The sequence below is a fragment of the Tsukamurella sp. DT100 genome (assembly GCF_049844855.1).
In the GTDB taxonomy this organism is placed as follows: Bacteria; Actinomycetota; Actinomycetes; order Mycobacteriales; family Mycobacteriaceae; genus Tsukamurella.
The window spans coordinates 149,100-166,686 of the sequence record NZ_JBNCLV010000010.1; the positions used below are offsets into that span (position 1 = coordinate 149,100).

Annotated in this window: 30 protein-coding genes; 28 read left to right on the top strand and 2 right to left on the bottom strand. The window is 71.0% G+C overall.

Going from position 1 to position 17,587, the window contains the following annotated elements; translation table 11 throughout:
* Window positions 1-9 precede the first annotated feature (9 nt).
* Genes ACLQ3K_RS21985 through ACLQ3K_RS22070 form a run of 18 tightly spaced genes read left to right on the top strand, consistent with a single transcriptional unit; the run spans window position 10 to window position 8,818 of the window.
* Entirely contained in the window at window positions 10-1,548 is a 1,539-nt protein-coding gene (locus ACLQ3K_RS21985; RefSeq protein WP_426001580.1) for a hypothetical protein, read from the top strand.
* Entirely contained in the window at window positions 1,545-1,961 is a 417-nt protein-coding gene (locus ACLQ3K_RS21990) for a hypothetical protein (RefSeq protein WP_426001582.1), read from the top strand. Before ACLQ3K_RS21985 ends, ACLQ3K_RS21990 begins: the two co-directional genes overlap by 4 nt.
* Window positions 1,958-2,185 (top strand): hypothetical protein, encoded by a 228-nt coding sequence (locus tag ACLQ3K_RS21995; RefSeq protein WP_426001584.1) that lies wholly within the window; start codon window positions 1,958-1,960, stop codon window positions 2,183-2,185. The genes ACLQ3K_RS21990 and ACLQ3K_RS21995 overlap by 4 nt, the downstream gene beginning before the upstream one ends.
* Window positions 2,182-2,361 (top strand): hypothetical protein, encoded by a 180-nt coding sequence (locus ACLQ3K_RS22000; RefSeq protein WP_426001586.1) that lies wholly within the window; start codon window positions 2,182-2,184, stop codon window positions 2,359-2,361. Before ACLQ3K_RS21995 ends, ACLQ3K_RS22000 begins: the two co-directional genes overlap by 4 nt.
* Complete coding sequence (locus ACLQ3K_RS22005; RefSeq protein WP_426001588.1) at window positions 2,358-2,942, top strand: hypothetical protein; 585 nt, start codon at window positions 2,358-2,360, stop codon at window positions 2,940-2,942. The genes ACLQ3K_RS22000 and ACLQ3K_RS22005 overlap by 4 nt, the downstream gene beginning before the upstream one ends.
* The gene (locus ACLQ3K_RS22010) at window positions 2,939-3,181 is read left to right on the top strand and encodes a hypothetical protein (RefSeq protein WP_426001589.1); all 243 of its coding nucleotides are present in this window, start codon (window positions 2,939-2,941) and stop codon (window positions 3,179-3,181) included. Before ACLQ3K_RS22005 ends, ACLQ3K_RS22010 begins: the two co-directional genes overlap by 4 nt.
* Complete coding sequence (locus ACLQ3K_RS22015; protein ID WP_426001591.1) at window positions 3,178-3,876, top strand: metallophosphoesterase; 699 nt, start codon at window positions 3,178-3,180, stop codon at window positions 3,874-3,876. The genes ACLQ3K_RS22010 and ACLQ3K_RS22015 overlap by 4 nt, the downstream gene beginning before the upstream one ends.
* Before the next feature lie 2 nt (window positions 3,877-3,878).
* On the top strand, window positions 3,879-4,199 hold the full coding sequence (locus ACLQ3K_RS22020; RefSeq protein ID WP_426001593.1) for a hypothetical protein: 321 nt from the start codon (window positions 3,879-3,881) through the stop codon (window positions 4,197-4,199).
* Window positions 4,196-4,591 carry a hypothetical protein gene (locus ACLQ3K_RS22025; protein ID WP_426001595.1) on the top strand — a complete coding sequence of 132 codons (396 nt, stop codon included), beginning with the start codon at window positions 4,196-4,198 and terminating at the stop codon, window positions 4,589-4,591. The genes ACLQ3K_RS22020 and ACLQ3K_RS22025 overlap by 4 nt, the downstream gene beginning before the upstream one ends.
* A complete protein-coding gene (locus ACLQ3K_RS22030) occupies window positions 4,588-4,872 on the top strand; it encodes a hypothetical protein (protein WP_426001596.1) in 285 nt (94 codons plus the stop codon). Before ACLQ3K_RS22025 ends, ACLQ3K_RS22030 begins: the two co-directional genes overlap by 4 nt.
* The gene (locus ACLQ3K_RS22035; RefSeq protein WP_426001598.1) at window positions 4,869-5,084 is read left to right on the top strand and encodes a hypothetical protein; all 216 of its coding nucleotides are present in this window, start codon (window positions 4,869-4,871) and stop codon (window positions 5,082-5,084) included. Before ACLQ3K_RS22030 ends, ACLQ3K_RS22035 begins: the two co-directional genes overlap by 4 nt.
* Window positions 5,081-6,304: a hypothetical protein gene (locus ACLQ3K_RS22040; protein WP_426001600.1), complete on the top strand. Its 1,224-nt coding sequence runs from the start codon at window positions 5,081-5,083 to the stop codon at window positions 6,302-6,304. Before ACLQ3K_RS22035 ends, ACLQ3K_RS22040 begins: the two co-directional genes overlap by 4 nt.
* Window positions 6,297-6,656 carry a hypothetical protein gene (locus ACLQ3K_RS22045; protein ID WP_426001602.1) on the top strand — a complete coding sequence of 120 codons (360 nt, stop codon included), beginning with the start codon at window positions 6,297-6,299 and terminating at the stop codon, window positions 6,654-6,656. Before ACLQ3K_RS22040 ends, ACLQ3K_RS22045 begins: the two co-directional genes overlap by 8 nt.
* On the top strand, window positions 6,653-7,084 hold the full coding sequence (locus tag ACLQ3K_RS22050; RefSeq protein WP_426001603.1) for a hypothetical protein: 432 nt from the start codon (window positions 6,653-6,655) through the stop codon (window positions 7,082-7,084). Before ACLQ3K_RS22045 ends, ACLQ3K_RS22050 begins: the two co-directional genes overlap by 4 nt.
* Window positions 7,081-7,233 (top strand): hypothetical protein, encoded by a 153-nt coding sequence (locus tag ACLQ3K_RS22055; protein WP_426001604.1) that lies wholly within the window; start codon window positions 7,081-7,083, stop codon window positions 7,231-7,233. Before ACLQ3K_RS22050 ends, ACLQ3K_RS22055 begins: the two co-directional genes overlap by 4 nt.
* Window positions 7,226-7,444 carry a hypothetical protein gene (locus ACLQ3K_RS22060; protein WP_426001605.1) on the top strand — a complete coding sequence of 73 codons (219 nt, stop codon included), beginning with the start codon at window positions 7,226-7,228 and terminating at the stop codon, window positions 7,442-7,444. Before ACLQ3K_RS22055 ends, ACLQ3K_RS22060 begins: the two co-directional genes overlap by 8 nt.
* Window positions 7,431-8,339 (top strand): hypothetical protein, encoded by a 909-nt coding sequence (locus ACLQ3K_RS22065; protein WP_426001606.1) that lies wholly within the window; start codon window positions 7,431-7,433, stop codon window positions 8,337-8,339. The genes ACLQ3K_RS22060 and ACLQ3K_RS22065 overlap by 14 nt, the downstream gene beginning before the upstream one ends.
* On the top strand, window positions 8,336-8,818 hold the full coding sequence (locus ACLQ3K_RS22070) for a hypothetical protein (protein ID WP_426001607.1): 483 nt from the start codon (window positions 8,336-8,338) through the stop codon (window positions 8,816-8,818). Before ACLQ3K_RS22065 ends, ACLQ3K_RS22070 begins: the two co-directional genes overlap by 4 nt.
* A 249-nt stretch (window positions 8,819-9,067) precedes the next feature.
* On the opposite strand, the gene ACLQ3K_RS22075 is transcribed toward ACLQ3K_RS22070, so the two are convergent.
* The gene (locus tag ACLQ3K_RS22075; RefSeq protein WP_426001609.1) at window positions 9,068-9,766 is read right to left on the bottom strand and encodes a hypothetical protein; all 699 of its coding nucleotides are present in this window, start codon (window positions 9,764-9,766) and stop codon (window positions 9,068-9,070) included.
* Between the two features lie 24 nt (window positions 9,767-9,790).
* Window positions 9,791-11,377: a terminase large subunit domain-containing protein gene (locus ACLQ3K_RS22080; RefSeq protein ID WP_426001610.1), complete on the bottom strand. Its 1,587-nt coding sequence runs from the start codon at window positions 11,375-11,377 to the stop codon at window positions 9,791-9,793.
* 66 nt (window positions 11,378-11,443) lie between these two features.
* On the opposite strand from ACLQ3K_RS22080, the gene ACLQ3K_RS22085 reads away from it, so the two are divergent.
* The 10 genes from ACLQ3K_RS22085 (at window position 11,444) to ACLQ3K_RS22130 (ending at window position 17,530) form a co-directional block, all read left to right on the top strand.
* Window positions 11,444-11,689 (top strand): hypothetical protein, encoded by a 246-nt coding sequence (locus ACLQ3K_RS22085; protein ID WP_426001611.1) that lies wholly within the window; start codon window positions 11,444-11,446, stop codon window positions 11,687-11,689.
* Window positions 11,670-11,960 (top strand): DUF732 domain-containing protein, encoded by a 291-nt coding sequence (locus ACLQ3K_RS22090; protein WP_426001612.1) that lies wholly within the window; start codon window positions 11,670-11,672, stop codon window positions 11,958-11,960. Before ACLQ3K_RS22085 ends, ACLQ3K_RS22090 begins: the two co-directional genes overlap by 20 nt.
* Entirely contained in the window at window positions 11,960-12,097 is a 138-nt protein-coding gene (locus ACLQ3K_RS22095; protein ID WP_426001613.1) for a hypothetical protein, read from the top strand. The genes ACLQ3K_RS22090 and ACLQ3K_RS22095 overlap by 1 nt, the downstream gene beginning before the upstream one ends.
* The gene (locus ACLQ3K_RS22100) at window positions 12,090-12,566 is read left to right on the top strand and encodes a hypothetical protein (RefSeq protein WP_426001614.1); all 477 of its coding nucleotides are present in this window, start codon (window positions 12,090-12,092) and stop codon (window positions 12,564-12,566) included. The genes ACLQ3K_RS22095 and ACLQ3K_RS22100 overlap by 8 nt, the downstream gene beginning before the upstream one ends.
* A gap of 39 nt (window positions 12,567-12,605) precedes the next feature.
* Window positions 12,606-13,001: a hypothetical protein gene (locus tag ACLQ3K_RS22105; RefSeq protein ID WP_426001615.1), complete on the top strand. Its 396-nt coding sequence runs from the start codon at window positions 12,606-12,608 to the stop codon at window positions 12,999-13,001.
* Between the two features lie 146 nt (window positions 13,002-13,147).
* Window positions 13,148-13,447: a hypothetical protein gene (locus tag ACLQ3K_RS22110; protein WP_426001616.1), complete on the top strand. Its 300-nt coding sequence runs from the start codon at window positions 13,148-13,150 to the stop codon at window positions 13,445-13,447.
* Entirely contained in the window at window positions 13,444-15,102 is a 1,659-nt protein-coding gene (locus tag ACLQ3K_RS22115; RefSeq protein WP_426001618.1) for a hypothetical protein, read from the top strand. The genes ACLQ3K_RS22110 and ACLQ3K_RS22115 overlap by 4 nt, the downstream gene beginning before the upstream one ends.
* The gene (locus ACLQ3K_RS22120) at window positions 15,099-15,452 is read left to right on the top strand and encodes a hypothetical protein (RefSeq protein ID WP_426001619.1); all 354 of its coding nucleotides are present in this window, start codon (window positions 15,099-15,101) and stop codon (window positions 15,450-15,452) included. The genes ACLQ3K_RS22115 and ACLQ3K_RS22120 overlap by 4 nt, the downstream gene beginning before the upstream one ends.
* Window positions 15,439-17,250 (top strand): phage minor head protein, encoded by a 1,812-nt coding sequence (locus tag ACLQ3K_RS22125; protein ID WP_426001620.1) that lies wholly within the window; start codon window positions 15,439-15,441, stop codon window positions 17,248-17,250. Before ACLQ3K_RS22120 ends, ACLQ3K_RS22125 begins: the two co-directional genes overlap by 14 nt.
* On the top strand, window positions 17,243-17,530 hold the full coding sequence (locus ACLQ3K_RS22130) for a hypothetical protein (protein ID WP_426001621.1): 288 nt from the start codon (window positions 17,243-17,245) through the stop codon (window positions 17,528-17,530). Before ACLQ3K_RS22125 ends, ACLQ3K_RS22130 begins: the two co-directional genes overlap by 8 nt.
* Window positions 17,531-17,587: the final 57 nt, after the last annotated feature.

The following is a 17,587-nucleotide window of genomic DNA, read 5'->3' on the forward strand; positions in this document are numbered from 1 at the left end:
AGACGCGAAATGAGCATCGAAAACCCCGCCCCGGCCCATCCACCCCAGGACGCACCTGAAAGTCGCTCCACGGCGGAACGGGGCGGCGGGAACACGCGCCGCAGCGTCGCGGTCTCGCCGACCGACGACCGGATCACCGTGCAGCGGGTGACGTCGACGGTCGCGGGGGAGTGCCGCGAGTGGACGATCACCGTCCGCCAGTCGTCCCCGGCGGACCGGCCCGCGAGCGAACTCACGCGGGCCGGTGCCGTCGCGGTGCTACCGACGCCGGTGCGTGACTGGCTGTCCGCGTGGCTCGAGGGCCGGATGGTCCACGCCGGCGAGCACATCGTTCCGCGCGACCTCCTGGCCGCCGCCCTCGGGCAGCCCGATCCCTGCGGTACTCGCGTCATCTCCGGCGGCGGCGTCCGCAGTGCGTGCCTGCTCCCCGTGGGGCACGACGGCGACCATCAGCCCAGCGCCCACACCGCCGCACCGCTGTTCCCGATCGCGGAGCCGGAGCCCGCGGCCCCGTTCGCGGGCCGGACCGCGCCGCGCCGCACCCTCCCGCCGGAGGCGCCCGTGCGGCTGTGGAACCGCGAGCACACCGACAAGCTCGACGTCATCGGACGGGCCGTGCGGGGCGAAGCCGGCACTCGGGTGCAGGTCCGGGCCGCTCAGGTCGACACCGCGTACGCCTGGCTCACGCCGCACTTCGAGCCCGACGACGGCGGCGCAACGGTGTTCGTGGCCTGGATGGACCGCGAGTGGAGCCTCGCCGGGTACAGCTACGACCACGACCGCCGCGAGTTGGTGCTGATGCTGGGCGCGATCCCGAAGCCGCCGCGCGTCGACGAAGTGCTCGGGCGCGCCCCGTACGCCGGGCCGTTCCCGCACCTCGCGAAGGGCGACCGGATCGGCGTCGAGCACCCCGACGGCACCATCACCACCCACGAGTTCAGCGGCGACCCCGCCAACCCCAACACGCGCCGCGACGCCCTCGCGCAGGCCACCCGCGACAGCGCCGACGAGGTGTGCGCCGCCCGGTCCGGCGAGGGCCTCACATGCGAGGGCAAGCCCGACCACCGCGGGGCGCACTACGCGACCGATCACGAGACGTCCGGCGGCCGCATCGTCGTCTGGGGCGCCGGACAGCGCGCCATCGACGCCATCGACGAGGTGCTGCCGATGCCCGGCGGCCCCAACGACAAGCTGAGCCAGGCCGACCGCGTCGCATACCGCACCGCGCGCACCGCCGCCGGCGGCCCGTCGATCAGCTTCTACCTGCCCGACGGTGCCCGCGCCTCCGCCGACACCACCAGCACCATGCGCGACGGCCGTGGCGTCCACGTGCAAATCGCTGACCCGTACGTGAAGGCATGGCTCCGCGAGCACATCGACCACGGCAGCCTCCGCGCCGACTGGAACGGCACCACCTGGAACGTCACCGGCGTCGCGTGGCCGTTCGACGACGTCACCGCCGTCGCCCTCATGCCGCCCGGCCCGTACGCCGACCTGTACGCGCGGCTCCCGTACCTCCACGACGCCGTCGCCGAGGAGGACCAGTGAACGACGACGAACTCATCCTCAACGCACTCGCCCGCCACGCCTACGTCACCCGCGGCCGATACCCCGGCGACGAACCCCGGAAGCTCTGCGCCCACGACTCCTCCCCCTGGCCGTGCGACGAACACCGGCTCGCACACGAGCTCTCCGCAGCACGAGCGGAACTCGCCGAAGTCCTCACCGCGCTCACCGGCCTCTCCGACCCGACCCTCCACGTCCGCAACGGCTGGATCGTCGCCGAGGCCGGCGGCTGCACCTGCTACGGCGGCGGCCCCTACGGACACGAACCCGGCTGCGGGTGGGAGCCCATCGTGCAGCTCACCGACCTCACCCCCGAACGACGCAACGCCCGCGAGGACGCCGTCGTCGAAGCGTCCTACCGCACCGGCCAACTCGACGCCCAGGAGGCACTGTGAACGGCCCCGAGCACTACGCCGAAGCCGAACGACTCCTCGCGGACGTCGACCCGATCGGCGGCTACAACCTCACCAGCGAGCAGATCGCGGCGCTCCTCACTGTCGCCCAGGTGCACGCCACCCTCGCGCTGGCCGCAGCCACCGCCGGGCAACTCGCGATGGAAGTGCACGCCACCACGGGCGACGCGAGCGAATGGGACGCCGTGAGCGGAGGCGCATCGTGATCGTTCTCCAGATCCTCGCCGGCGCCGCCGCGTTCCTCCTCGCGTGCGCGGTCCTCGCCGCGATCATCCACCACCTCTACCGATGCACCTGGCCCGAAGCCGCATTCCTCACCGCGGCAGTGCTCCTCGTGTTCGGCGCCCTCACCGGCATCGGCCTCGCCGGAGGCGCATCGTGACCACCGTCGTAGGGCTCGACCCATCCCTCGCCGGCACCGGCGTCGCCGTCATCACCTACGACCCCGGCCGCGGCACCATCGCCAGCACCCACGTCGTCACCAGCAGCGGCAAGAAGTCCGACACGCGCGCCGTCCAAGCCCGACGCACCGCCACCCAACGCAACGCCGTGATGGACAGCCTCCCCCGCGAGCACATCGACCACCTCGTCATCGAAGGCATCTCCTTCGGCTCCAACCAGATCGGCCACGACCGCATCGTCTACCTCTGGTGGCTCCTCTACGCCGCCATCAGCCAGACCCGACCCGACACCCCGATCACCGTGGTGCAACCGTCCTCGCTGAAGAAGATCACCACCGGCAGCGGCGCCAAGGATCCCGGCAAGAAGCGCATGGAGGCCGCGGTCACCCGCATGTGGCCCGCCGTTCCGTGCCGCGACGACAACGCCCGCGACGCCCTCGCGCTCGCCGCGATCGGCGCCGTCCACCTCCGGCTGCCCGTGCCGTTCATCGTCACCGAGGACTACCGCCTTGCGATGGCCGGCCTCGACCTCCCCGCCCGCCCCGAAAGGACCACACGATGAGCACCGATCCCGCCGTCGCCGCGGCCGACCGAGCCGGCGCCGCCACCGAGGGCCGGTCGCGCCACGTCCAGCGCGTCGCCTCCGCCCGCGAGGCCCTGGCCCCCCTGAGGGCCAAGCACCAGCGGCGCGCACGCGAGTTCGGACCGGACGTGTGCACCTGCTGCCGCGACGCGTACGGCGAACACGCCGTGTGGCCCACCGGAACCGACCGGCTCCTCTACAGCGAGGAGGAGCTATGAGGTACTACACCGCCGACCTGCACCTCGGGCACCAACTCGTCGCCGAAACCCGCGGGTACGACTACACCCAGGACCACGACGACGAACTGCTGGACGCCCTCCACGCTCTCAACCCCAAGGGCGACCAGCTGTACATCCTCGGCGACCTCTCCGGCGGCTCCAAACGCGCCACCGAACGCGCCCTCGACCTCCTCGCCGAAGTCCCCGTCACCAAGCACCTGATCCTCGGCAACCACGACCCCGCCCACCCGATGCACCGCGACGCCTGGAAGTGGCAGCGCCGCTACCTCCAGGTGTTCGAGAGCGTGCAGCCGTACGCCCGGCAACGGTTCGCCGTCGACACCGTCCGCCACGAGGTGCTGCTGTCGCACTTCCCGTACCAGGGCGGCGGCGACCACACCGAGCTGGAGCGGTACGGCCAGTACCGGCTCCCGCTGATGGGCCGCTGGCTCCTCCACGGACACACGCACTCCCCGCACAAGCGGTCCGGCACGCACTCGATCCACGTCGGCTGGGACGCCTGGCGCCGACCGGTCCGCGAAGACGACATCACCGACCTCATCCGCGAGGGAACGCCGTCGCTGCTCCGGCACCGCGGCCTCCGCGGGCATCCCGCGATCCCGATCCCCACAACCGTCCCCGAGCGCACCGCCGCCCGATTCACCGGCCCCACCATCACACCCGAGGAGAACTGACCATGACCGACACCCAGACCCGAACCCTGACCGCCAAGGACTTCGAGACCGTCTACGACGACAACCACACCTTCCCGTTCTTCGAAGACGAGAACGGCTACGGCATCTACGGCTACGGACACATCGACAAGGCCGAGTTCGCCCGCCTCGTCAGCGAGTACGACGCCTTGGCCCAGTTCGGTCCCGACGACGAGATCACCGCCGACGACGTGAACCACACCCACGCCAAGGTGATCGAAGTCGCCGACCTGGACTACGAGTGGCGGCTGGAGTTCGCGCCCGAGTCCGCCGACACGATCCCCGTTACGTGGGTGCAGCGATGAGCGACAACCAGACCCGCACCGTCGTCACCGTCCACAAGGCCGGAATCACGGTCAACGACACCATCACGTACGAGGCCGACTGGTTCAGCGTCGAAGACGGCACGCTCACCGTCGAGCGAGAGATCCAGGGCCAGTACACCTCGGGCGGCTTCGCGGTCGCCGCCTGGGCGCCCGGCACGTGGGTGCGCGCCGAGGTCACCGAGGAGCCCGCGCCGATCCAGGACGAGTGCTCCGCGCCCGCCGGCGAGTTCGTGCCCGACGAGGAGATGGCCGAGCAGATCGCGCGCGCCCACTACGACGCGATCGACCCCTACGAGGACAGCCGCGCCCGCGGCCCCGAATCCCTCGCGAACAAGCTGTACGCAGCCGCACTCGACGGACTCCGCGCATGAGCACCTTCGACCGCCGCGACATCGCCTACGCGCACACCCGGCTCAGCGACGTAGCCCGACAGCTCCGCACCGACGGACACGACGACGCCGCCATCTACGCGCAGCGCGCCGACGTCGAGCAGGCCGTCTACGACGACCTGATGAGCCTCGCCGAGAAGGCACGGCGGCTGACCGCGAAGGGCGAACGGGACCAGTGGAAGTGCGGCGCGGACCTCGTCGACTACCTGCTCGGAAGCGGCTGGACTCCGCCCGCCCACTTCAACGGACGGATCACCGAATGAGGTGCCTACGGTGCGGCGCGCCCGCCAACTCCGACAACCCGCAGCCGAGCGCCTGCGAGAAGTGCCCGCCCGTCGAATGCGCCCACTGCCACGAGCCCGACGACCGGTACTGCTCGTGCTGGCAGCCGTTCGCCTCGATGCCGTTCGCAGACGTCAAGGCCACGTTCGCCGAGATGGACCTCAGCGTCGGAACACCCGAGGCCCGCCCGTGAGGTGGCCGCGCCGGCGGAAGCCCGAGCCGCCCGACGACGACCACGAGTTCCTCCGGGCCATCGGCTGGATCGACGACGAGGGCGAGCCGATCCCCTCACCTGAGCGCGCGAAACCGGAAACGCCGCAGGCCAAGCCGATCACTACCGTCGGCGGCTCGCAGGAGTGGAAGGCCCGCGTGCTCGACGCCCTTGCTCTCCACGACATGATCCGCGCCGCCCTCGCGGACGCCACCGAGACCATCCCGAACACCCAGGAGAACACCATGCCCCTCCCCGACCAGCTCGCCGGGATCACGCCTCACAGCACCATCGAAGCCCTCGCGGACAAGCTCATCGAGACCGGCCGCACTGCGCGTATCCGAGCCGAAGGCAGCGATACAGCCCGCGTCATCCACATCGACACCGACGAGCCGCAGCCCGTGCACTCCCCGGGCTGGTACCGCACGATGACCACCGACGCCGCCACCGAGCGGTACGGCTTCCCCGCGCCCGACTGCTACCCGCTGGAGCACACCGCCACCGACGGCTCGAAATGGCACCTCGACCAGGACGGCAACGGCTGGACCCTCACCGAGTACATGGACGACGACACCCACCTCCTGAAGGCGTGGGAGAAGGCCGTCCTCAACGGTGCGCGCGCCCTCGCCGCCGGCGAACCCGGCTGCCACCTCATCGAGACCGGCGGCACCGCGCCCCGCGGCGGCCACCTTCGGATCATCGTCGACACCGAGACCGGCGAGTACGACCGCATGGAGGCCGAGTGGAAGCGCCGCGAAGCCAAGCTCACCGCCGAGCCCGAGGCCGGTTCGGCGGCGTGGCTCCGCGACCTCGCCGACCGCATCGACACCGCCCGTGAGCATGTGGACGCCCCCAACGCCGCCAGGTACCTCCAGTCCGTGGTTCGGCGCACCGCCGACGAGGTGGAGCGCGACGAGCGCCAGGCCGCCGCCGACACCCGCGACCGCGACCGCGTCGAGCCGATCCTCGCGGCGCGCTGGGCGAAGGACCGCGACCGGCAGTTCCTCCCATCCCTCGTACCGACATGGGACGACCTCACCGACGAGGAGCGCGCCCACTGCATCGACTACGGCCTGGAGCTGTACCGCGCCGGCCGCGAGGACACCGTCGCCGCGTGGCAGCCCGGCAACGGCGGCGGAAGCGGCAACCCCGGCACCCGCGGCGGCCAGCCCGCAGGCCAGGGCGGAGCGCACCATGCCTGAGCCCACCCGCTGGCGGAAGCGCCCCGTCGTCATCGAAGCCATGCACTACCCGGCCGAACCCACCGTCCACGACAACGCGGCGCTGCACCGCTGGATCAACGACAACGGCGGCCGAACCGAGGTCGTGCGCGTCGACGGGCAGTACGCCATCGCGATCCGCACCCTCGAAGGGGACATGCTCGCCCGCCCCGGCGACTACGTGATCCGCGGCGTGGTCGGCGAGTTCTACCCCTGCGAGGCAGGCGTGTTCGCGAAGACGTACGAGCAGGTGCAGGAGACGATCATCCCGCGGATCTGCCACCTCGACCCGTGGTGCGCGCTCGCCGAGGGCCACGACGGAGAGTGCTCATGACCGCCCTGCCGCCGTTCCCTGTCGATTCGGGCACGCTCGACGCGATCGAGGAGGCCGTGCACGCCACCTACGACAGCACGACGAACACGCTCGATGAGCTGCTGGAACTCATGTCCAGATGGACCCCGGAGGGCACCGAGACCGTGCACGACGGCGCCCTGCACGTCGACACCGGCCCGCTGTACTCCCGTGAGGACGTGATCCTCGCGCTCATCACCGCGGTGCGGAAGCTACGCGGCGGGGAGTTCTGCTTCACGTGCCTGCGCGGCGACCAGGGCGATGACGATGACGACATCGAGGAGGGTGAGACGTTCACGGCCGGCGGAATCACGCTCCCCGTGCTCCACCCGCACTACGGCCCCGTCGTGTTCCACCAGATCGGCGACGACGGCCGCCACGCCGAGAACTGCCCGGGGTGCGCGCCGTGACCGTCATCGAGTGCGGGGCGTGCTGGGCGAAGGCCGTCCGGCAGGTCGCCCCACGCAAGGGCATCGCCCTGTTCACCACCTACCGGCTCCTGCTCGCCGAACACGACCGCGCCGCCGACCGCGGAGAGGAAACCCCCGACCATGCCTGAGAAGACCCTCGACGTCCCGGATGGGCTGTTCCCCGACCCCTACCTCTACCCCGGGGAATGGCGCACCTGGTGGCTCACAATCCGCGACGACCGCGTACGCATCACCGTCCGCCGGCCCTGGTTTCACCGCCCAGTGCTCGTGTTCGGCACCCACGCCTACGCCCTCGACTTCGCCCGGGCCCTTGAGGAACTACGCCATGCCCGAACCTGAAACCACACCCAGCCGCGACACCGTTCGCCGCTCCCTGATGGTGCTCCTCGGCGACCGCTACGCCCGCGCGGGCGAAGTCACGAAGGCCGCCCAGTGCTACACGATCGCGTTCGACGGCCTCTGGCCCCTATTCGACCCGTCCGCGTGGCTCACGCCGAAGGCTCCGCCGTTCCGCGTCTCCGGGAAGCTCACCCTGCAGGGCGACGGCCGCGAACCCCAGCACCTGAACGCGATCCTGACCGCGCGCAACCCGTTCCTGGACGACCTCGGCTGGGACGGCCGCCCGATCCGCACCGACCGGCCGAGTGTGCCGATCGAGGTCACGTTCCCGCGACGCTCGATCACCCTCGGCACCTGGGTGCTGCTCCTCACGAACGCCGCCGACGCCCCGCCGCCGGTCTCTCGCGGAACCGCGTGGCGCGACGGTGCGTACGCCGCCTGCCAGCACCAGCTCACCGGGCCACCTGAACCGCCGCCGCGGCCCCGGTTCCCACGAACCGCCATCTACCCGCAGTGGTTCCTCGACCTCCTCGTGCTGCAGATGCAGCGCGCGTACGCCGAGCACCCCGAGCTATTCGACCCGACAGCGTGGCTCACCGGAGACCTGCCGACCGACCTCACCGCCAGCCAGCTCGGCGAACAGCGCCCCGACACACTCCGCCTGTACGACGAGAACTGGAACATCGCGACCGAGCCCGGCACCGGCGTGCACTCCCTGCCGCGCACCGTCGCCCGCAACTACCCGCCGCCGGCCGAGCCGTGCCAGGAGTGCGTCCGCATGGCCGACCCCTGGCGGCACGTCGGCCTGGTCGTCGGCCTGCGCATCGACCGCGACGAACTCGTTGGCCCGCGGACCGACTTCATGCCCCACTACCCGAACGGAGGCCACCGGTGACGAAACGCCAGACCCCCGACCAACAGCGCCGCGAACTCGCCATCAACGACCGCCGCGCCCAAGCCCTCGAGCTGTTCAGCACCGGCAAGACCTACCGCGAGATCGCCGAGCAGCTCGGCACCACACCCGCCGTCGCCTACACCGACGTCCGGGCCGAAGCCCAAGCCGCCGCGCAACGTCGCGCCGAACTCGGCGACAGCGCCCTCGACATCCTCATCGAACGCTCGGAGCGGCTCTACGCCCGCATCTGGAAGGAAGTCGACCGCGGCAGCATCCGCGCCATGGAGGCCGCGATCAAGCTCCTCGAGCGGCAGGCGAAGCTGTACCGCGTCGAGGACACCCCCGCGCAGGTCAACCAGACCGTGATCGTCGCGCACCGCGAGCAGATCGACCGCGACATCGCCACCATCCGCGACCGTCTCACCCAGCTCCAGCAGCAGCCCACCGTCGTCGACGGCACCGTAGAGGAGACCCCATGACCAGCAGCGCCATGCACCGGCAGGTCCTCGTCACCGACCTGGTGAGCGGTGGCACCGAACTCATGACCGCCACCGCCTGGATCACCAGCCACGCCGCGCTCACCCGCGCCGTCCGCTCCTACGTAGACCAGCACCCCGCCGCGAACTACGAGATCGGCGGCACCGTCGACGCCGGCAGCCTCCGCCTCGACGAAGGCCCCCAACGACTCCACCTCGAATGGAAGCCCGCAGACTCAGCCGCGCCGGCCCTCAGGCCTCCGCGTCGTGCCGATCAGGGATCCGCTCTGCACGCCCCGTCGAATCCACCTGCCACTGAAGACCCGCCGAGTCGAGATACGTGACCACGACCAGCTCAGGGACTTTCCTCGGTACGAATGCCGGATCAGACTCCGGGACTTCGGCGGCGTGTCTGATGACCGCCGAGTTCGCAGGGATGTCGCTGTTGAGCGGGCGTGGAGCGCCGTCAGGTGTGCGGGGAATTCGTCGAACGTGGTCCGACAGCCATTGTTCGGTGGTGGCCCAGTTGTGGCCCTCGATTACGTACTCCGTGATCTGGACATCGACGATGGTCTCGGACCGCATATTGATGATCTGGATGAACACGGCTTCCCCGAATTGGGGAACCGTCGTGCCGTGTTCTACGCGGACGAGCGCGGCGACGCGCTCTAGCCGGATGCGCTCCTTCTCGTCGTCCTCGTCCTGCCGTTCGCGCGCGAGCCGATCAGCTCTGCGGCGGTCGGAGGTGGCGATCCAGAGTGCGGCGCCGGCGGCGAGGATGGAAGCGATGGCACCGAGCCACTGACCGAAGCCGGTGTACCAGTCCACGTCCTGGCCCGCCCACCGCGCGATCTGCGAACCGGCGACAAGCCCGACCACGGAAACAGCGACGATCCCAGCCGCCCACACCCACGTCTGTCGAGAATCGTCGTCCCCGCCGCCATCGCTCATGGCGACGAGAATAGGACAGGCCGATCATGCGCGGCGTTGGATCCGCGGACCACCGCCGCGCGCCTCGCCACGGCGGATCCCCGTCGGCGACTCGATCCGCGCCCCACCGGGCAGCGATGGCAGGAGCTCAGTCACCAGGTGCACGCTCGCGTCCAGCGCACCAGGTGACCACGTGCTGCCGGGCGTCCACATCGTCCACTCCGCCTTCAGGCCCTTCAGCTCGTGCACATCGGCGAACCGCACCCGCCCCGGTTCGTCCGCGTCCGGCCGGCCCTTGATCGCCTGCGCGATCGGCTCCGCGCGCAGCACCTTCGACCGGCGCGCCGTCACCTCCGTGACCATCGGCGGCAACCCCGCGACCTTCCCGTCCCGCACCAGGTTCTCCCACGCCTGCAGGATCAGCAGCCGCGCCATGTCGCCGCCGAAGTTCTTCTCCACCACGATCCGGTCCGCGCCGACCTCCGCCGCCAACGTGCACGCCGCCGTCGCCCACCGGTCCGACGTCATCCGCGCCGTCAGGTTCCGCGTCAGGTACACCCGGCCGTCCGCGCCGAGCCCGCCAGCGACCAGGCCCGCCTCGTCGCGGCCACCGCCCGACGGGTCCACGCCGACCGCGATGCGCCGCAGCGCCGGCCCCTGGTGCACCGTCGCGCGCAGCACATCCAGATCCGACAGCAGCGAGCCCTCCGTGTCGTGCGGGACGCCCTGGTAGAGCGCGTTCCAGTCCCGCGACGTGGAGTCCGCGCGCCGCCGCGTCCAGAACGCCATCGCCGCGGCCCGATCACCCGCCGGGATCTTCGGGTGCGGCAACGGCTCACCCGCCGCCCGGCCCAGCGGATCGGCGTAGAACCCGCGCTCCCGGTCCGCCGCCACGGCGATCGCCGGCAGGTGCACCACCCGCCACAGGCCACCGTCCTCGAGCCGCCCGTCCCGCTTCAGCAGCCGCCCCGACAGGTCGTCCTGGTGCCAGCGGGTCATGATCACCACCTGCCGCGCCCCCGGGCTCATGCGCGAGAGGAACACCGAGGAGTACCACTCCCACACCGCGTCCCGGTACACCGGCGAGTCCGCCTGCGCGCGGTCCGCCAGTGGATCGTCGATGATCCCCAGGTCCATAGGGTTACCGGTCAGGCCGCCGCGCACACCGCGGGCCCGCAGGCCGCCGCCTGTCGTCAGCGTCCAGTCGGTGCGGTTCGACTCCGTCGGCGATAGCGACAGCCCGTACTCGGCGCCGAAGTCCGCGATCAGGTCGCGGCACGCCGCGCTGTGCCCGGCCGCCAGCGACGACGCGTACGACGTGAGCACGATCCGGTCCATCGGCCGCTGCAGTAGCCACCAGAACGGCAGCCACCGCGACACCAGCGTCGACTTCCCCAGCTGCGGCGGGATGTTCACCATCAGCCGGCCGCCCGGCGTGGCGGCCAGCCACACCAGCGCGTCGTCGATCACGCGGATGTGGTCGCGGGTCACGAACAGCCGGTCGTGCTCGCCGGCCAGCGCGGCGGGAGAGGGGACGTCGGCGAGCGGCAGACCCTGCTCGGCGAGCAGCTCGACGAGCCGCCGCAGCTCGTACCGCTTGTCCGCGGGCGACGCCAGGGTGGGTGCGTTCATGGTCCGCGACCTCCTAGAACGAGGGAATAGTTGAATTAGTTCCGCGATTCGAGTTTACTGAGGTGGGTGACGAACACCAACAACCTCGACCCGCAGGCACTCGCCCGAAAGTCGCTCAAGGCCGTCGAGCTCGAGGAACGCCAGGAGCAGATCCGGCAACTCAGTGCCGGCCTCCCCGAACCCGAACCATCCCCGGACGAAGAAGACGAAGGACCCACCGATGAAGACCTGGTCGACTCGCATATCGCTCGCAACGGCAACCGTCGCGCTCGCCGCGCCGCTACTCGCCGTCTTGCCCGCCGCCACCGCTAACCCCGGCGCCTACACGCGCGCCGACCGCGCCTACCTCGCGGACCTTGCCGCCGAGCAGACCGGCAGCATCGGCGGCACCCCGCGGTCGAAGGTGGAGCTCGGCGTCGCGACGTGCGGCGCGCTCCGCACGAACCCCGTACAGGCGGTCGTCGACACCGGCATCGCGTCCGGAATCTCCGGCTGGGACACCGGCGTTCTCGTCAGCGCCGCGTCGCGGAACTACTGCCCCGACACCTGGCCGCGGGTCCTCGCCTGGGCGGAGGCCGCCTGATGCTCAACGTCCTGCTCCTGCTCGCCGCCATCTACTGCGCGGGCGTTATTGGCTGGTCCGCCGTCGGCACCAACACCGACCGGCCCACCGGCACGGGCCTCGACGTCCTCGAGCGACGAGGCCGCGACGATGCCTGAACGCCACACCCCGCGCACCCTCGACAACGAGCAGCTGGCCGAGATCACCGAGCACGTCAACGACACCCTGCTGTACCTGCAGGCCCGCGGGCAGCATGCCGGCGCGGCCACCGGCACGGAAGTCACGATCACCGGCGACAACATCTGGCAGATCCTCGACCAGAAGCTCGCCGCGCAACTTCTCACCTCGTTCAAGCACCTCACGAAAGTCCTCGGTCACCTGCAGTCCATCACCGACGGCATCGAAGCGCCCGAGGCGTCCGCGCTGATCCTCGCCCACCTCGGCGGCCCGCCCGGACGGTGGCCGACACCGTCCGACCACCAGCGGCGCGTCATCGAGCTGATCCGGCACGCCGACCCGCTGCAGCGCATGACCATCGCGACCTCGCACCCCGCGCTCGTACAGGCCTGGACGACGTACGAGGACCGCGGCACCGCGCCCCTCGTCTCCATGGCCGACAACCAGTAGCCCACCCACCCCGCACCACCACCTCGAAAGGACATGATCATGAACAAGATCCACCGCACACTCGCCGCGCTTACCCTCGCCGCACTGCTCACCACTCCCGCCGCCGCATGGGCCGACCCCGCCGGCGCCGGTGGCGGCGCGTCGATCGACAGCGGGTCCGGCCCGCGCACCGCCGGCGCCGAGCACGAGGACGGCAACGGCGTCCCCGGCCCCAGCTTCGACACCCCGGTGTCGATCCCCTCGGTCGGCAGCGCCCCGGAGAAGCCGGGAAAGGACGCCACCGAGGAGGAGCTGAAGGCCTACGAGAAGGCCCTCGCGGAGCACGAGCGGCAGGTGAACGCGCGGTCGCAGGCAGAGGCGCTGGAGTGGGCGCGCATCCAGGCGAAGGAGTACCGCGAGTGCCTCGCGCGGGACAACGAGAACGAGGTGTGCTGACGACTTCCGTCGCCATGGACACGCAAGCGGCCCCCGACCTGGTGAGAGGTCGGGGGCCGCGCGCTGTCCCATCCCACGGAGACGCCTCCCGACCATAGCTTGAAACGCGGATATGATGCCACTAGTCCCTCGATATAGGAGCTGGTGTGTCGACCCTCGTACTGCTGCTCACCTTCGGACTCGTCGCCCGGGTGACGAGGCTCATCACCGACGACCGCGTCCTCGGCCGGGCCCGCGCCGCGATCATCCGACGGTTCGGCCCCAACCACCCCATCGCCTACTGGGTGGCCTGCCCCTGGTGCGTCAGCCCCTACGTCGCCGCCGCGCTCGTCACCGTCGCCTGGCAGTACGGGCACACCCCGGCGTACCTCATCGCCGCCGCCATCGGCACCGCCTCGTGGATCACCGGCGCCGCAGCCACGTTCGTCGACGGGGGAGACCGATGAAGCGCCGGCCCGAGTCCACCGCCCACCGGTACGCCGTCCCGGTGCGGACCCGCGCGACCCGCACGATCACCCGGCCCGACGGCACCGCCGTCGGCTACTACTCCGTCACCGGCGGCTACGCCGACCTCGGCGATCCCGCGCCCGCCCCGCACAGCATCGTCGCCGCCGCGCACACCATGACCGGCGCGCGTGGCGAAGGCTACCGGCGCCCCGCCGCCGGAAAATGGCAGTCCGAGGCCTTCGCCCTGTTCCGCGAGGTCGGCGAACTCCGCTACAGCGGGGAACGCGTCGCCCGCGCCGCCAGCCTCGCCCGGCTCATGATCGCCAAGCGCCCCACCGACACCGATGGCGAACCCGAACCCGTCGAAGACCCCACGCTCGCCGCACTCTCGCGGGACATGTTCGGCGACGGACCGCACACCGCCCAGTCCATCCGCCGCTACGTCCAGCACATGATCTTCAACGGCGAGAGCAACATCCTCGTCTCCGACCGCGACCCCGACGAAGGCCTCACCTTCCGCCCCTACAGCGTGAAGGAGATCACCGGCAAGAGCGGCGACTGGAAGATCAACGACGGCAGCGGCACACCCCGCGACGTCGACGAAGAGACCGAAATCCTCATCCGCTCCTGGACACCCGACCCCGAGGTGTTCCAGTGGGCCGACTGCCCCGTCCGGTCCGTCCTCCCCGTCGCGCGCGAGCTCCGCGGCCTCGGCCAGCACGTGTCCGCGCAGATCGACTCCCGCCTCGCCGGCGCCGGAATGCTCGTCGTCCCCGAGTCGATCAGCCTGATCCCCGGGCAGCGGCCGCCCCGCGTCGACGAGAACGGCGACCCCATCGACGGCGACACCGGGGAGGACGCCGAGGACACCAACTTCTACACCGCGCTCCTCGAAGCGATGATGACCGCCATCGGCGACCGCGACGACGCCTCCGCGATCGTCCCGCTCATGGTGAAGGTCCGCGACGACCTCGTCGGCAAAGTCCAGCACATCAGCTTCGCGCAGCCCTTCGACGCGCAGGCCAAGGACCTCCGCGACGAAGCGATCCGCCGCGTCGCCCTCGGCATGGACTCCGAACCCGAGACCCTGCTCGGTATGTCCGGCGCGAACCACTGGACCGGGTTCCTCGTCGACCAGAACGAAGTCCGGCTCGTCATCGCGCCGATGGTCGCGACCCTCTGCCACAGCCTGACGAACAGCTGGCTCCGCCCGTACCTCGAGGCCCTCGCCGCCGACAGCCAGTTCACCGACGACCCCGCCGACTACCTCGTGTGGTTCGACGTGTCGTCGCTGGAGCTGCGCCCGGACCGGTCCAAGGACGCGCAGGCGCTGCACCAGGCCGGCGCCGTGTCCGCGGAGACCCTGCGACGCGAGTCCGGGTTCGGCGACGACGACGCACCCACCGACGAGGAGAAGCGCGAGCGGATCCTCACCCAGTTGCTCACGGCCCGACCGGACCTCGCGAACCAGCTGCTGCCCGCCCTGGGGATCACCGACGTCCAGCTGACGGTCCCTGGCGCACCTGACGGAGCCGCGGGCGCACCACCCGGCCCCGGTGCCGCCGAACCGGAACCCGGACCGCTGCCCGGCGGCGACCCGAACCCCGCAGAGCCCGCGCCCGCCGACCGCACGATGCCGGAGCAGCAGCCATGACCCGCCCAGCCCCGTCGATGCTCGCCGTCGCCTGCTACGCCGCCCTCCTCAAGGCGCTCGAGACCGCGAGCCGCCGCAAGCTCGGCCGCCGCGCCCACAACCTCCAGAACATCCCGAAGCACCTCATGTACCGGGCGACCGTCGTTGTCGAAGCCGACCTCGACCAGCTCCTCGACGGCGCCTGGGTGTACCTCGCCACCGCGCTCCGTGACCGCCCCGACGTCGACGACATCATCCGCACCGTCGACGCCTACGCCCGCGGCCTACTCACCTCCCGCGGGACGCCGTCCCTCATCGCGCTCGGCGACCGACTCGACCAGCACCTGGCGGCCGTCGATGCGGCCCGATAGGGCGGCCGAGCACCGCTTCGCCGCCTGGCACCGCAAGGTCACAGCCGAACGCGACCTCACCGCGGTCGTGCTCGCCGGGATGGACCTGTGGCGCATCGCCGTCTACACCGCGATCACCGAGCACCAGCCGAACCGCGAGCAGATCCTCGCCGGCGGGTTCTTCCAGCACCTGTGGCGCCTCGACAACGCCGCCGCCGCGGCCCGCACGTGGCTGCGGTGGGTCGACGGCGCCGTCGCACCGTCGATCAGCGCCGTCTTCGGCGAGGCGTTCAACACCGTGCGGAAGACCGCGACGATCTCGCCGCAACCGTACGAGGCCGCGCACATGGCGACCGTGCATGACCGGCTCGTCATCTGGCCCGACGGCGCATTCGAGGAGCTGCGGCCCGAGCTCGAGGAAGCGCTGTCGGAAGCCGAGTCGATCGGGCAGGTGCAGGACCGGGTCGGCGCCATCCTCGGGATCGACAAGATGACGCGCGAGCACCGCGCCCGGATCAACGAGATCAACCGCATCCTGGACGATCCCGACGCAGACCCCGCGGACCTGGCCGAGCTGCTCGCGCAGAAGGCCCAGCTGTGGCGCGACCACGACGCATCCCTCGAGGAGTGGGAGTGGATGGCCCGCCGCATCGCCCGCACCGAGGTGCAGGGCGCCGTCGAGGCGGGACAGTACGAGGCGGCCCGAGCGTCCGAGTCGCAGCTGGGGATCACCCTGTGGAAGCGGTGGATCGCGACGCCGGACACCCGCACCCGGCACTCGCACTGGCTCGCCGACGGGCAGGCGGTGCGCCTCGCGGAGCGGTTCACCGTCGGGACCGCGCAACTGCTGTACCCGGCCGACCCGTCGTCGGGCGCCGCGTCGGAGATCATCAACTGCCGCTGCTCCCTGGCGTACTGGGAGCGCGACGAGCTGCAGGCCGAGCTGCAGGGCCCCGACGGGAGCATCGGCGAGGTGGTGCCGCAGGGCGTGCGCCTCGGCCCCGACGATCCCGCGGTCGTCGACGCGAAGGTCGCCGAGCTCGAAGCCGCCGACGACCAGCACACCGACACCCGCGCTGAGGACTGGGCGCCACCGCTCACTTCCGCTGGGCCGCGCCGAGTCCGCGACTCGGACTACTGGGGCGCGCCGACCGAGACGCCGATCGTTCGAGGGATGCGGCCCGCGCGCCGTCCGATCCGCGAGCCGGGCACCCGGGGCCACGGGGTCGTGAAAGGAGAGTTCCGCGGATCTCTGCCGAAGCGAGCGCCTTCAGGGTCGGAGGATCTCGCCCGCGCGTACCGCGATGCGCGGCGTGCCGATCCTGCGACGGTGCACCCGCCCGCCGAGTACACGGGCGCGCAGCAGGCGACGGTCGAGGAGCTGCGGCAGCACGGACGGATCTCGCCGCCGGACGACCCGCTGGTGATGGCTGTCGACCCTCCCGACGGCCGGCCCGACGAGAACGTTGCGCGGATGGCCGCCGCGCTGGCGCTCAACGGAGAGCCAGCGCTGACGATCGCGGACCTGGCGAACAAGCCGGGGCTCGACTTCGAGGGCAAGTCCGCCGATTTCCTGCTCACGCAGGACGGACGGTTGGTCGAGGTGAAGCGTCTCGACGGCAACGACAAGACGGTCCTGCGTGAGCTGCGCCGGGCGAGAGAGCAAGCGCGGCACGTCTACGCGGAACTACCGTCGCGCGACTCCGCCCAGTGCGAGGCCCTGATGAAACGGTTCCTCGGCAACGCCGAGACCGGACCTCACCTGGACGAACTGTACTTGTTCGGCTCCGACGGAGCGGTATACTGGCAGCGTGATTGAGACCCGCACCTTCGTCGTGATGGCCCCGCCGTCGGCCTTGGCCGACGTCGAGGCACACGTTCGTGCGGGCATTCCCGACGGCGGACCCATCCGGCTGATCATCGTGGAGCCCTGGGCCGACGCCGGCGAAGAGACCATCCAGGTCGACGTCGACGTGGACGTCGACCGCGCTGACCTCGACCTCGTGGTCGCCGCTCTCATGGACAAGGTGAAGCCCCTCGGCTTCCCCGTCTACACCGAGGCGGAGTACGACGCGCTTCCCGAGCCGTCCGCCGCATAGCGACCGCGGCGATACCCTAGAGCCAGCCGCTGCTGGCGTTGGGCCGGGCATGACCTT

Coding starts and splice junctions, on each gene's coding strand:
- ACLQ3K_RS21985 (WP_426001580.1), top strand. CDS start 10: ATGAGCATCGAAAACCCCGCCCCGGCCCATCCACCCCAGGACGCACCT.
- ACLQ3K_RS22010 (WP_426001589.1), top strand. CDS start 2,939: ATGAGCACCGATCCCGCCGTCGCCGCGGCCGACCGAGCCGGCGCCGCC.
- ACLQ3K_RS22015 (WP_426001591.1), top strand. CDS start 3,178: ATGAGGTACTACACCGCCGACCTGCACCTCGGGCACCAACTCGTCGCC.
- ACLQ3K_RS22020 (WP_426001593.1), top strand. CDS start 3,879: ATGACCGACACCCAGACCCGAACCCTGACCGCCAAGGACTTCGAGACC.
- ACLQ3K_RS22025 (WP_426001595.1), top strand. CDS start 4,196: ATGAGCGACAACCAGACCCGCACCGTCGTCACCGTCCACAAGGCCGGA.
- ACLQ3K_RS22030 (WP_426001596.1), top strand. CDS start 4,588: ATGAGCACCTTCGACCGCCGCGACATCGCCTACGCGCACACCCGGCTC.
- ACLQ3K_RS22035 (WP_426001598.1), top strand. CDS start 4,869: ATGAGGTGCCTACGGTGCGGCGCGCCCGCCAACTCCGACAACCCGCAG.
- ACLQ3K_RS22045 (WP_426001602.1), top strand. CDS start 6,297: ATGCCTGAGCCCACCCGCTGGCGGAAGCGCCCCGTCGTCATCGAAGCC.
- ACLQ3K_RS22050 (WP_426001603.1), top strand. CDS start 6,653: ATGACCGCCCTGCCGCCGTTCCCTGTCGATTCGGGCACGCTCGACGCG.
- ACLQ3K_RS22060 (WP_426001605.1), top strand. CDS start 7,226: ATGCCTGAGAAGACCCTCGACGTCCCGGATGGGCTGTTCCCCGACCCC.
- ACLQ3K_RS22065 (WP_426001606.1), top strand. CDS start 7,431: ATGCCCGAACCTGAAACCACACCCAGCCGCGACACCGTTCGCCGCTCC.
- ACLQ3K_RS22075 (WP_426001609.1), bottom strand. CDS start 9,766: ATGAGCGATGGCGGCGGGGACGACGATTCTCGACAGACGTGGGTGTGG.
- ACLQ3K_RS22080 (WP_426001610.1), bottom strand. CDS start 11,377: ATGAACGCACCCACCCTGGCGTCGCCCGCGGACAAGCGGTACGAGCTG.
- ACLQ3K_RS22095 (WP_426001613.1), top strand. CDS start 11,960: ATGCTCAACGTCCTGCTCCTGCTCGCCGCCATCTACTGCGCGGGCGTT.
- ACLQ3K_RS22100 (WP_426001614.1), top strand. CDS start 12,090: ATGCCTGAACGCCACACCCCGCGCACCCTCGACAACGAGCAGCTGGCC.
- ACLQ3K_RS22105 (WP_426001615.1), top strand. CDS start 12,606: ATGAACAAGATCCACCGCACACTCGCCGCGCTTACCCTCGCCGCACTG.
- ACLQ3K_RS22115 (WP_426001618.1), top strand. CDS start 13,444: ATGAAGCGCCGGCCCGAGTCCACCGCCCACCGGTACGCCGTCCCGGTG.
- ACLQ3K_RS22120 (WP_426001619.1), top strand. CDS start 15,099: ATGACCCGCCCAGCCCCGTCGATGCTCGCCGTCGCCTGCTACGCCGCC.
- ACLQ3K_RS22125 (WP_426001620.1), top strand. CDS start 15,439: ATGCGGCCCGATAGGGCGGCCGAGCACCGCTTCGCCGCCTGGCACCGC.